The sequence below is a fragment of the Streptomyces sp. NPDC056948 genome (genome assembly GCF_042674225.1).
GTDB lineage: Bacteria > Actinomycetota > Actinomycetes > Streptomycetales > Streptomycetaceae > Streptomyces > Streptomyces purpurascens.
The window spans coordinates 1-12394 of the sequence record NZ_JBHUQX010000284.1 but is presented as its reverse complement, the minus strand read 5'-3'; the positions used below and the strand labels follow the sequence as shown (position 1 = coordinate 12394).

Sequence of the window (12394 nt, the reverse complement as noted above, 5' to 3'; positions counted from 1 at the left end):
CCTGCGAGAACCGCAGGCGCCCCCGGAGAAAAAAACCTCAGTGGTTGCGCGGGAAGCCCAGGTCCACGCCCGCCGGGGCGTCGGCCGGGTCCGGCCAGCGCGTGGTGACGACCTTGCCGCGGGTGTAGAAGTGCGTGCCGTCGTTGCCGTAGATGTGGTGGTCGCCGAAGAGCGAGTCCTTCCAGCCTCCGAAGGAGTGGTAGCCCACGGGGACCGGGATCGGGACGTTCACGCCGACCATGCCGGCCTCGACCTCCAACTGGAAGCGGCGGGCCGCGCCGCCGTCCCGGGTGAAGATGGCGGTGCCGTTGCCGAACGGCGAGGCGTTGACGATGTCCAGGGCCTCTTCGTAGGTCTCGGTGCGCAGCACGGTCAGCACCGGACCGAAGATCTCGTCCTGGTAGGCCTTCGCGGACGTGGGCACCTTGTCGAGCAGCGAGATGCCGATCCAGTGGCCGTCCTCGAAGCCGTCGACCGTGTGGCCGGTGCCGTCCAGGACGACCTCGCAGCCCTCGGCCGCCGCGCCCTCGACGTAGGAGGCGACCTTGTCGCGGTGGACCTTGGTGATGAGCGGGCCCATCTCGGAGGTCGGGTCGTCGCCCGGGCCGATCTTGATCTTCTCGGCGCGCTCGCGGATCTTCTCCACCAGTTCGTCGCCGATCGAGCCGACCGCGACGACGGCCGAGATGGCCATGCAGCGCTCGCCCGCCGAGCCGTAGGCGGCCGACACGGCGGCGTCGGCCGCCGCGTCCAGGTCGGCGTCCGGGAGCACCAGCATGTGGTTCTTGGCGCCGCCCAGGGCCTGGACGCGCTTGCCGTTCGCGGAGGCCGTGGTGTGGATGTAGCGGGCGATCGGGGTCGAGCCCACGAAGGAGACGGCCTTGACGTCCGGGTGCTCCAGGAGGCGGTCGACGGCCACCTTGTCGCCGTGGACGACGTTGAACACGCCGTCCGGCAGCCCGGCTTCCGACAGCAGCTCGGCGATCTTGAGGGACGCCGACGGGTCCTTCTCTGACGGCTTCAGCACGAACGTGTTGCCGCACGCGATGGCGATGGGGAACATCCACATCGGCACCATCGCCGGGAAGTTGAACGGCGTGATGCCCGCGACGACCCCGAGCGGCTGGCGGATGGACGAGACGTCCACGCGGCTGGCGACCTGCGTCGACAGCTCGCCCTTGAGCTGGACGTTGATGCCGCAGGCCAGGTCGACGATCTCCAGGCCGCGGGCCACCTCGCCGAGCGCGTCGCTGTGCACCTTGCCGTGCTCGGCGGTGATCAGCTCGGCGATGGCGTCCCGGTTGGCGTCGAGCAGCGCCCGGAACTTGAAGAGGATCGAGGTCCGCTGGGCCAGCGAGGACTGGCCCCAGGTGGCGTAGGCCTCCTTGGCGGCGGCGACCGCCGCGTCCACCTCGTCGACCGAGGCGAACGCGACCTTCGTCGTCACCGCGCCGGTCGCCGGGTTGGTCACCGGACCGTGCGTGCCCGAGGCGCCTTCGACGGTCTTGCCGCCGATCCAGTGGTTGACGATCTTCGTCATGGCCGGGAACTCCTTCACAGATGGCGGCGTCGGGTGGAGACGTGCCGTTCGTACAGCTCACGTGCCTTGACCGCGGACGGTCGTGTCGCGGTCTCGGCCACAGGTACATCCCACCAGGCCTGCGCGGGAGGCGCGCCCGACACTGTGTCTGCCGTTTGGGTCTCGACGTAGACACATGTGGGAGTGTCGGCGGCCCGGGCCTGAGCGAGGGCCTCCCTGAGGTCCCGTACGGTCTTCGCGCGCAGCACGCGCATGCCGAGGCTGGCCGCGTTGGCGGCGAGGTCCACCGGCAGCGGCGGCCCCGTGTGGGTGCCGTCCTCGGACGGGTAGCGGTAGGCGGTGCCGAACCGCTCGCCGCCGACCGACTCGGACAGCCCGCCGATGGACGCGTAGCCGTGGTTCTGGATGATCAGGACCTTGATCGCGATGCCCTCCTGCACGGCCGTCACGATCTCGGTCGGCATCATCAGATACGTGCCGTCGCCGACCAGCGCCCACACGGGCCGGTCGGGAGCGGCCAGCTTCACGCCGATCGCGGCCGGGATCTCATAGCCCATGCAGGAGTAGCCGTACTCCAGGTGGTACTGGTCGTACGAACGCGTCCGCCACAGTTTGTGCAGGTCACCGGGGAGGGAACCGGCGGCGTTGATCAGGATGTCCGACTCGTCGACCAGGGCGTCCAAGGCGCCGAGGACCTGCGGCTGGGTCGGGCGGGTGTCCGGTTCGTCCACCTCGTAGCAGGCGTCGACGCGCTGCTCCCAGCGCTCCTTGTCCTCGGTGTACTCGGTGGCGTAGGAGTCGGCGACCCGGTACGCGTGCAGGCGGAGGGCGTCGGTGAGTTCCGTCAGACCGCTGCGGGCGTCGGCGACGAGGGGGTGCCCGGCGAGCTTGTGGCCGTCGAAGGACGCGATGTTGAGGTTCAGGAACCGGACGTTCTCGCCGGCGAAGAGGGTGCCGGAGGCGGTGGTGAAGTCGGTGTACCTGGTCCCCACGCCGATCACCAGGTCGGCGGTGCGGGCGAGTTCGTCGGCCGTCGCCGTACCGGTGTGGCCGATGCCGCCGACGTCCTGGGGGTGGTCGTGGCGCAGGGAGCCCTTGCCGGCCTGGGTGGAGGCGACCGGAATGCCGGTGGTCCCGGCGAACTCGGCGAGTGCCTCCTCGGCGCGGCTGTGGTGGACGCCGCCGCCCGCGACGACCAGGGGCCTCGCCGCCGCGCGGATGATCCGTACCGCCTCGGCGAGTTCCGTCGGGTCGGCGCCGGGACGCCGTACGGTCCAGACCCGCTCGGCGAAGAACTCCTCGGGCCAGTCGTACGCCTCGGCCTGGACGTCCTGGGGCAGGGCGAGGGTGACGGCGCCGGTCTCGACGGGGTCGGTGAGCACGCGCATCGCGTTCAGGGCGGAGGGGATCAGGGCCTCCGGCCGGGTGATCCGGTCGAAGTACTTCGAGACCGGGCGCAGGCAGTCGTTGACCGACACATCGCCCGCGTACGGCACTTCGAGCTGCTGCAGGACCGGGTCGGCGGGGCGGGTCGCGAACACGTCGCCGGGCAGGAGCAGCACCGGCAGGTGGTTGATCGTCGCGAGGGCGGCGCCGGTGACCAGGTTGGTGGCGCCCGGCCCGATGGAGGTCGTGACCGCGTGGGTGGACAGCCGGTTGGACTGCCGGGCGTAGCCGACCGCGGCGTGCACCATGGCCTGTTCGTTGCGGCCCTGGTGGTACGGCATCGCGTCGGGGTGCTCCAGCAGCGCCTGGCCGATGCCGGCGACGTTGCCGTGGCCGAAGATGCCCCAGGTGGCGCCGATGAGCCGCCGCCGTACGCCGTCGCGTTCGGTGTACTGGGCGGCGAGGAAACGAACCAGCGCTTGCGCGACGGTCAGCCGGGTCGTCATCGGTAACCCTCCGTATGGTCCGGGTGGAAGCAGATCCGCCACTCCCTCGTGTCACCCGGACCGGCCATGACATTCAGGTAGTACATGTCGTGGCCGGGCTGGGCGACGGACGGGCCGTGCCATCCGTCGGGGACGAGGACGGCGTCGCCGGAGCGGACCTCCGTGAGGACGTCGGAGCCGCCCTCACGCGAGGGGAATACGCGCTGATAGCCGAAACCGTTCGGGCCGTCGATCTCGAAGTAGTAGATCTCCTCCAGCTCCGACTCCTCGCCGGGGCGGTGCTCGTCGTGCTTGTGCGGCGGGTACGAGGACCAGTTGCCGCCGGGGGTGATCACCTCGACCGCGATGAGCTTGTCGCAGTCGAAGGCGTCGGCCGAGGCGAAGTTGCGGACGTGTCGCAGGCTGGTGCCGCTGCCACGCTGCTCGACGGGAACCTCCGGCGCGGGGCCGTAGCGGGCGGGGAGTTGTCGCTCGCACTTCGCTCCTGCCAAAGCAAAGCGGCCTCCCGCGCCGGAGGCGATCTGGGCCCGGGCGTCACGGGGCGCGTACGCGAAGTCGGTGGCCGACGCGAACACGCTCCTCCTGCCCGAGAGGTGGAACTCTTCGTCTTCGACGCGCACGGTGCACGCGCCCCGCAGGGGCAGCACGATCCACTCGCTGTCCCCGGTGGTGAAGGTGTGGGTGCCGCCCGGTGCCAGCTCCACGATCCGCAGGCTGCTGTGCGTCCAGCCGGCCCGCTCGGGGTCGATGTCCAGGACGTAGTTCACACCACCGGTGGTGCCCTCGGGGACGTACAGCTCACTGGTCATGAAGCGGCCCTCACAGCAGTCCTACGGCGGTGTCCACGGCGGCGGCCACATCGCCGTCCGCCGGGTACAGCAACGAACGGCCGACCACCAGCCCGCGCACAGTGGGCAGTTGGAGGGCGCCGCGCCACTTCTCGTACGCCCCGTCCTGATCGTCGCCCACCTCCCCGCCCAGCAGTACGGCGGGCAGCGTGGAGGCCGCCATGACCTCGGCCATGTCGTCGGGGTTCGCGGTGACCGGCACCTTCAGCCAGGTGTAGGCCGAACTGCCGCCCAGGCCGGAGGCGATGGCGATCGACTTGGTGACGGCCTCGGCGGAGAGGTCGTTGCGCAGCCGGCCCGACTCGTCGCGGCGGGAGATGAACGGCTCGACGAAGACGGGGAGCCGCCGGGCGGCCATGGCGTCGACGGCCCGGGCGGTGGACTCCAGGGTGGTGAGGGAGCCCGGGTCGTCGTAGTCGATGCGCAGGAGCAGCTTGCCCGCGTCGAAGCCGAGGCGCTCGATGTCCTCGGGGCGGTGGCCGGTGAAGCGGTCGTCGAGTTCGAAGCTCGCGCCCTGGAGGCCGCCGCGGTTCATCGAGCCCAGGACGACCTTGCCTTCGAGGGCGCCGAGCAGCAGCAGGTCGTCGAGGATGTCGGCGGTGGCGAGGACGCCGTCCACGCCGGGGCGGGACAGGGCCAGGCAGAGGCGTTCGAGGAGGTCGGCGCGGTTGGCCATGGCCATGCTGCGGCCGCCGACGCCGAGGGCGCCGCGGGCCGGGTGGTCGGCGGCGACGATCATCAGCCGGCCGTTGTCGTTCAGCAGGGGCCGGCGGGAGCGGCGGGCGGCGGCCTCGGCGATCGCCTCCGGGCGGTGGCTGCGGATGCGGACGAGTTCGGAGACGTCGACGGTCACTTGACGGCCCCCGCGGTGACGGCCGCCTCGATCTCGCCCGGGGTGGGCATCGCGGAGGAGCACTCCAGGCGGGAGGCGACGATGGCCCCTGCGGCGTTGGCGTGCCGCATGGTCTTCTCCAGGTCCCAGCCGGCGAGGAGGCCGTGGACCAAGGAGCCGCCGAAGGCGTCGCCGGCGCCCAGGCCGTTCAGGACGTTCACGGGCAGCGGCGGGACCTCGGCGCTCTCGCCCTCGCGGTTGACGGCCAAGACGCCCTTGGGGCCCTGTTTGACGACGGCGAGCTCCACGCCCGCGTCGAGGAGGGCGCGGGCGGCTGCGTGGGGTTCGCGCACGCCGGTGGCGACCTCCACCTCGTCGAGGTTGCCGACCGCGACGGTGGTGTGGCGCAGGGCCTCCTGGTAGAAGGGGCGGGCCGCGTCGGGGTCCGACCAGAACATCGGGCGCCAGTCGAGGTCGAAGACCGTCGTGCCGGACTTGGCGCGGTGGGCGAGGGCCGCGAGGGTCGCCGTGCGGCTCGGTTCCTCGCTCAGGCCCGTGCCGGTGACCCAGAAGACGCGGGCGTCGCGGATGGCGTCGAGGTCGAGCTCATGGGCGTCGATCTCCAGGTCGGGGGCCTTGGGCCGACGGTAGAAGTACAGCGGGAAGTCGTCCGGCGGGAAGACCTCGCAGAAGGTGACCGGGGTGGGCAGGCCGGGGACCGGGGTGACCCAGCGGTCGTCCACGCCGAAGTCCTTCAGGGCCTCGTGGAGGTAGGTGCCGAAGGGGTCGTCGCCGGTGCGCGTGATCACCGCGGTCCGCCGTCCCAGGCGGGCCGCGGCGACCGCGACGTTCGTCGCCGAGCCGCCGAGGAACTTGCCGAAGGACGTGACCTGCGGCAGCGGGACGCCCGTCTGGAGCGGATACAGATCCACTCCGATCCGCCCCATGGTGATCAGGTCGTACGCCATCGGATACCCCTCGGTGTCGGCTCTCCCCGGTTTTGTAGTCCCCTTCCCGAAGCCCTGTCAATGTTTTGTCCGGACATTCGGACCAGATCATGACAGCGCTTTCCGCGTCCTGGTCCGGGTCTCACGGTTTCGTGGTGTTCAGGCCTCGGTGTCGGTCCGCCTTTCCGGACGGCTGCCGCGCGGCAGGGTGACGGTCATGTCAGAGAGGTCCTCTCACTCGGCCAGGGCGCGGCGCAGCACCGCGCCGATCTCGGCGATCTGCCGCTGCGAGACGTCGGCGGAGAGGATCGCCTGCGAGCCGTGGAAGGTGCCGGGCCACTGGTGCAGTTCGACCGAGCCGCCGGCCTGGAGCAGGCGCAGCGCGTAGTCGATGTCCTCGTCGCGGTTCGGGCACAGCTCCGCGGTCGCGATGTAGGCGGGCGGCAGGCCCGCCAGGTCGACGGCCCGCGCCGGGGCGGCGTACGGCGAAGCGGGCTGGGAACCCAGGTAGTGCCGCCATGTCGCGGCGACCTTGTCGCGGTTCATCCAGGGCGTCTCGGTGAAGTTCCGCTGCGACCACGTCTCCTGCCGGTCGTCGAGCCCGGGCTGGCTGAGCAGTTGGAAGCGGATCCGTGGCCCTTGCTCGTCCCGTGCCCGCAGGGCGAGCGCGGCCGCGAGGTTCCCGCCGGCACTGTGCCCTCCGACCGCGATCCGCTCCGGATCGATGCCGAGTTCGGACGCGTGCTCGGCCGCCCAGGCCAGCACGGCGTACGCGTCGTCGAGGGCGGCCGGATACGGGTGCTCGGGGGCCAGGCGATAGCCCACCGAGACGACCATCACCCCGGAGCCCTCGGCGAGCCGGGCGGCCCACGGGTGCTCGGTGTCCACATCGCCCATCACGAATCCGCCGCCGTGCATCCAGACGAGGGCGCCCTGTGCCTGCTGCGGACGGTAGACACGAACGGGTACGTCCGGGCCGGCCGGAACCATACGGTCCTCGACCTCCATACCGGAGGTGTCGGGTGCCGGCACCGCGGTGGCCAGTTCGGCGAAGTTCTTGCGCTCGACGACCGGGTCGGTCAGGTCGGCGCGGGGGAACAACGGGATGAATGCCTCGAGTTCAGGGTCCATACCGGTCATCCTGACCGTCCACCGACCCCCGGGACATCCGCCAACTGTCGCTCATCCGGCCCCCGTTGCGCGCCGATCGGCGCCTATCCTCGGGCCATGGAGGCACTGGCCGTACGACTGTCACAGCTGGACGCGCAGGTCGAAGGCGCGATACGCGTCGTCATGTTCTACGACACCCTGATGCGCCGACGCGTGGACCTCCCGGCGCTGGCCCGGGCCTCGGCGGGCCTGGCCGAGTGTGCGGCCGGGATCCGGCTGCACGGCACGGGGCGGGCCATCCGCGTCTCGCCCGACGGCCGGGACGTGTCCGCCCCGCCCGCGGCCGCTTCCACGACGGTGCCGATCACCCTCGACGAGGAGGAGATCGGCACGGTGTGGCTGGAGCGGCCCGGCACTCCCCTGCCGCTCGACGACGTGCTGCTGGACCGGCTCGCCCTCGCCGCCGCGGCGGTCGTCGAGCGATACGGACCGGCCCGCACCACCATGGCCGACCCCGCCCTCGTGGAACTGGCCGTCAGCTCCGACTGCGACGAGGCGGGCAGAGCCCGGGCGTTACGGCTCCTGGGTTTCGCCGCCGACCTGCCGGTCTGCGTCGTCGCCGTACGGTCGCGGCTTCCGCTCGACCGGATCGGCGGCCTGCTCTGCCCGTCCCGCCCGGTGAAGGCGGCGCCCCTCGCCGATGTGGGCGTCATCCTGGCCACCACGGTGGACCGGGCCCGGTTCCCGGCCGGCGTCCGCGCGGGCATCGGCGCCGCCGAGAGCCCCGACCGGTCCTGGGAGCAGGCCCGCACCGCCCTCCGCTTCACCACACCCCGCCGGCCTGTCGTCGACCACGACAGCCTGGGGGCGCTCGCCCTGCTCGCCCGAGTGCCCCCGGACACCGCGCGGGGCAACGTCGACGTGGCCGCGATCGCCCGTGTCGCCGACACCCCGGAAGACCTGGAGACCCTGGACGCCTACTGCGCCACCGGATCCCTGCGCCGGGCCGCCGACCTGCTCCATCTGCACCACAGCAGCGTCGCCCGCCGGCTCGAACAGATCGGAAAGTCCCTGGGTTTTGAACTCACCGAGCCCGCAGGTCTGTTGCGCGCCGGGCTCGCCCTTACGACGTGGCGGCTGCTGGACGGTCTTGACGGCTAGGTCACGTCCGAGACGGTCCGCAAGGGCGCCTTTGCCCCGGCTGTGTCACAAACGCCCGCTTCCTGTCACACGTGTCGCAAGGGCGCGGGCCTTCCGTCACATCTGGCACACAGGCCCTGCCCGCTGTCGCCGGGTGTCGTTGGACTCGGCGCAGGCTTTGTTGATCGCCAGCGCGACGCCCGGCTCCCCCGGACGGCCCTCCCGCCGTCCCCGTGGCTCGCGCGGGGAGGTGCACGTCATGACCGACCGAAAGCTCTGGTCCTACAAGGAGATCGCGGCACACATCAAGGTGCAGCCGGACACCGTGCGGTCCTATCGCAAGCACGGCCTGCTGCCGCCGCCCGACCATGTCGAGAGCGGCAAGCCCTACTGGTACGCCGACACGGTCCGGGCCTGGGTCGCCTCCAGGCCCGGCAACCGCGGGCGAAGAGACGACTGACCTCTCGCGCCGGTCCCGTGCCCCACCGTCGAGTGGGGCACGGTCTTCTGTTCTCCTCTCACGCCCGGGGGCGTCAGGTCCACGGCTCGATGACCGTGGCCCCCGCTCCCGGCGCCGTCCCCATCGCCGCCAGCGCGGCCGGGACCTCGTCCAGCGTGATCGTGGACGTCACCAGCAGGTCGGGGCGCAGCACACCGCCGCGGACCAGCTCCAGCATCGGCGGGTAGCCGTGCGCGGCCATGCCGTGGCTGCCGAGGAGTTCGAGCTCCAGGGCGATCGCGCGGGCCATCGGGACGGGTGTCGTGCCGGTCGGAGAGGGCAGCAGACCGACCTGGACGTGCCGGCCGCGGCGGCGCAGGCCGTTCACGGAGGCGGCGCAGGTGGCGGGTGAGCCGAGGGCGTCGAGCGAGAGGTGGGCGCCGCCGCCGGTCAGGTCGCGGACCGCCGCCGCGGTGTCAGGCACCGCTGTCGCGTCCAGGCACTGCGCGGCCCCGAACCTCCGCGCCAGGTCCAGCGCTCGGGCCGATACGTCGACGGCCACGACCCGCGCTCCCGAGGCCGCCGCGATCATCACCGCCGAGAGCCCGACCCCGCCGCAGCCGTGCACCGCGACCCACTCCCCCGCCGCGACCCGGCCCTGCCGCACCACCGCCCGGTACGCCGTGGCGAACCGGCAGCCGAGGGAGGCCGCCGTCGCGAAGGAGAGCTCCCCGGGGAGCGCCACGAGGTTCACGTCGGCGTGATCCAGCGCCACGTACTGGGCGAAGGAGCCCCAGTGCGTGAAGCCGGGCTGGGTCTGGCGCTCGCACACCTGGTGGTCGCCCGCCGCACAGGACGGGCAGGTGCCGCAGGCGCAGATGAACGGCACGGTGACCCGGTCGCCGGGCCGCCATCCGGTCACCCGGGCGCCCACCGCCTCGACGACACCGGCGAGTTCATGCCCGGGCACATGCGGCAGGGCGATGTCCGGGTCGTGGCCCTGCCAGCCATGCCAGTCGCTGCGGCACAGCCCGGTGGCCTCGACCCGCACGACGACCCCGTGCTCCGCGGGCTCCGGATCCGCGACCTCCCGGACCTCGGCCGTCTCCCCGTACCGCTCGAACACCACGGCCCGCATGGCCCACCCGCCTTTCGCTCACGTCCGGTTCGCGCATGTCCGGGATCCCGGAGTACCCCTACCTTCCCGGGCGATCAAGCATGCGACGCTCCGACCTTGTCTCTGGCCTCCTCCGTCTCCTTCACCGGTCCCGGTTCGCCCTCGCTCAGGCCGAAGCGCTGGTGGAAGCGGCGCAGCGGGCCCGGGGCCCACCAGGTGGCGCGGCCCGTGAGGCGCATGACCGCGGGGACCAGGAGGCTGCGGACGATCATCGCGTCCATCAGGACCGCCAGCGCGATCCCCAGGCCGAGCATCTTGGTGTTGGTCACCCGGGAGGTGCCGATCGCGACCATGACCACGGCCAGGATGACCGCCGCCGCGGTGATCAGCCCGCCCGTGCGCGCCAGGCCGTGCCTCACGGCCTGGTCGTGGTCGCCGGTGTGGTCGTACTCCTCCTTGATGCGGGAGAGCAGGAACACCCCGTAGTCCATGGACAGGCCGAAGGCCACACAGAACATCAGGACCGGCAGGGTCGTCTCTATGGATCCGGGACTGGTGAAGCCGAGCAGGCCGGACAGATGGCCGTCCTGGAAGACCCAGACGACCGCGCCGAACATGGCCGTCAGGCTGAGCGCGTTGAGCACGACCGCCTGGATCGGTATCAGCACGCTGCCCGTCAGGAGGAAGACCAGGAGCAGGGTGACGATCGTGATGAAGACGGCCGCGAGCGGCAGGCGCTCCCCTATGGCGTCCTTGGAGTCGACCAGGACGGCCGCCATGCCGGTCACCTCGGTGTCGAAGGGGGCCCGGAGCTCGCGCAGTTCACCGACCAGGCGCTGGGCCGGATCGTCGACCGCCTCGCCCTTCGGCAGCACCGTGAAGTACGCCGAGTCGCCCTTCACCAGCGGCCCGTCGACCCGCTGCACATCGGGCAGTTCGGCGATCCGCTCCTTGTAGGCGCCGTACTGCGCCTCGGTCGCGCGGCCCTGGGCGAGCACTTCGAGGCCGCCGTCGGGGCTGCCGGGGAAGCCGTCCCGGATGTGCTGCTGCACGACATGGGACTCGGAGGTCGAGGGGAGCTGGCGGTCGTCGGCGGTGCCGAACCTCACGCCCAGGAAGGGCAGTCCGAGCAGGACGAGGACGGCTGTGGTGCCCAGGGCGAAGAAGGGGGCGCGGCGCATGACGAGCGTCGCCGTACGCGCCCACGTTCTGCCTTCTTCCCCGGTGGGCTGCGGCCGGTCTCCGCGCCGGAACACGCTACGCAGGTCCAGGGCGTTGACCCGGTGCCCGAGCAGCATCAGCGCCGCCGGGAGCAGGATCAGCGCGGCCGCCGCGGCCAGCAGCACCACGGCGATCCCGGCGTAGGCGAAGGACCGCAGGAAGTACTGCGGGAAGACCAGCATCGCGGCCAGGGACACCGCGACCGTGAGGGCGGAGAACAGCACCGTGCGGCCGGCGGTGCGCAGGGTCGTGCCGATCGCCGTCAAGGGCTCGGCGCCCGTGGACAGTTCCTCCCGGAAGCGGCGGACGATGAACAGCGCGTAGTCGACGGCGAGGCCGAGGCCGAGGGCCGTGGTGAGGTTGATCGCGAACACGGACACGTCGGTGAGCTCGGTGAGACCGCGCAGGATCGCGTTGGTCCCGAGGATGGCGACGATGCCGATGCCGAGCGGCAGCAGGGCCGCGACCGCGCTGCCGAAGACCATCACCAGCAGCACGAGCGTCACCGGCAGGGCGATGAGCTCGGCCCGGGTCAGGTCCTCCTGGATGATCGTCTGCATCTCGTGCCGTACGGCGACCGGGCCGCCGACGGTGACCTCCACCGGGCCCCGCACGCCGCGGTAGTGGGGCGCGATGCGCTCCAGGGTCTCGGCGGCGGTCTTCTCGTCGCCGGTGATGCGGGCGGCTATCAGCGCCGCGTGACCGTCCTCGGCGCGCAGGGCCGGGGTGCCGGACTGCCAGTAGGAGCCGATGCCGGTGACGCCCCGCTCGCTCGCGAGTTGCCCGGCGAGACGCTCGGCCCGGGCGGCGACGGCCGGATCGTCGACCGAGGCGTCGCCCGCGTCGACCAGGAGCAGCAGGTTGGGCTGGGAGCCGGGGAACTCGCGCTCCAAGGCCTTGGTCGCACGGGTGGATTCGGCGGCCGGATCCTCCCAGCCGCCGGCGCCGAGCCGGTCGGCGACCCCGCTGCCGGCCAGCACCGCGAGCGCGGTGATCACCAGTGCCACCAGCAGGGACAGTCTGGGCCTCGCGGTCACGAAGCGGGTCCAGCCTCCGACGCGTGGTGGTGTGTTGACTTCGGTCATCGTGCGGTGTCCCCTTCACCGTGACCCGTGTCCAGGCGCAGCCGGGCAGCACGGGGCTGCCATAGACTGGCAAACACGAAAGATCGCTCGTATTTCTGGGTCCAGAATGCGAGCGACCGCTCGCGTTTGTCAATCGCGTGATGAGACCTGGGGATAACGCGTGCCCGAGAAGACCGAGAAACCCGCGACGGAGACGGCGGAGACGACGGCGGCGGCCGAGGAC

General features: G+C 71.7%; 10 protein-coding genes. 2 read left to right on the top strand and 8 right to left on the bottom strand.

Annotated elements, in window-relative coordinates; all coding sequences use genetic code 11:
* Positions 1-37: 37 nt before the first annotated feature.
* From mmsA to ACFTZL_RS30225, 6 genes are all read right to left on the bottom strand, one after another.
* A complete protein-coding gene (gene mmsA / locus ACFTZL_RS30250; RefSeq protein ID WP_382588904.1) occupies positions 38-1540 on the bottom strand; it encodes a CoA-acylating methylmalonate-semialdehyde dehydrogenase in 1503 nt (500 codons plus the stop codon).
* A gap of 14 nt (positions 1541-1554) precedes the next feature.
* The gene (iolD, locus tag ACFTZL_RS30245) at positions 1555-3432 is read right to left on the bottom strand and encodes a 3D-(3,5/4)-trihydroxycyclohexane-1,2-dione acylhydrolase (decyclizing) (RefSeq protein WP_382588902.1); all 1878 of its coding nucleotides are present in this window, start codon (positions 3430-3432) and stop codon (positions 1555-1557) included.
* Positions 3429-4241 carry a 5-deoxy-glucuronate isomerase gene (gene iolB / locus ACFTZL_RS30240; protein ID WP_382588900.1) on the bottom strand — a complete coding sequence of 271 codons (813 nt, stop codon included), beginning with the start codon at positions 4239-4241 and terminating at the stop codon, positions 3429-3431. The genes iolD and iolB overlap by 4 nt, the downstream gene beginning before the upstream one ends.
* A gap of 10 nt (positions 4242-4251) precedes the next feature.
* Complete coding sequence (locus ACFTZL_RS30235) at positions 4252-5133, bottom strand: deoxyribose-phosphate aldolase (RefSeq protein ID WP_382588898.1); 882 nt, start codon at positions 5131-5133, stop codon at positions 4252-4254.
* Positions 5130-6080, bottom strand: a complete 951-nt coding sequence (gene iolC / locus ACFTZL_RS30230; RefSeq protein ID WP_382588896.1) for a 5-dehydro-2-deoxygluconokinase — start codon at positions 6078-6080, stop codon at positions 5130-5132. The genes ACFTZL_RS30235 and iolC overlap by 4 nt, the downstream gene beginning before the upstream one ends.
* 213 nt (positions 6081-6293) lie before the next feature.
* Positions 6294-7190 carry an alpha/beta hydrolase gene (locus ACFTZL_RS30225; protein WP_382588894.1) on the bottom strand — a complete coding sequence of 299 codons (897 nt, stop codon included), beginning with the start codon at positions 7188-7190 and terminating at the stop codon, positions 6294-6296.
* 96 nt (positions 7191-7286) lie between these two features.
* Here ACFTZL_RS30225 and ACFTZL_RS30220 point away from each other — a divergent pair, with 96 nt between their 5' ends.
* Complete coding sequence (locus ACFTZL_RS30220) at positions 7287-8330, top strand: PucR family transcriptional regulator (RefSeq protein ID WP_382588892.1); 1044 nt, start codon at positions 7287-7289, stop codon at positions 8328-8330.
* A gap of 238 nt (positions 8331-8568) precedes the next feature.
* Positions 8569-8769: an AlpA family transcriptional regulator gene (locus ACFTZL_RS30215; protein WP_215121270.1), complete on the top strand. Its 201-nt coding sequence runs from the start codon at positions 8569-8571 to the stop codon at positions 8767-8769.
* A 73-nt stretch (positions 8770-8842) separates the two neighbouring features.
* On the opposite strand, the gene ACFTZL_RS30210 is transcribed toward ACFTZL_RS30215, so the two are convergent.
* On the bottom strand, positions 8843-9886 hold the full coding sequence (locus ACFTZL_RS30210) for a zinc-dependent alcohol dehydrogenase family protein (protein WP_382588890.1): 1044 nt from the start codon (positions 9884-9886) through the stop codon (positions 8843-8845).
* Between the two features lie 74 nt (positions 9887-9960).
* Positions 9961-12171: an MMPL family transporter gene (locus ACFTZL_RS30205; RefSeq protein ID WP_382588888.1), complete on the bottom strand. Its 2211-nt coding sequence runs from the start codon at positions 12169-12171 to the stop codon at positions 9961-9963.
* Positions 12172-12394 lie beyond the last annotated feature (223 nt).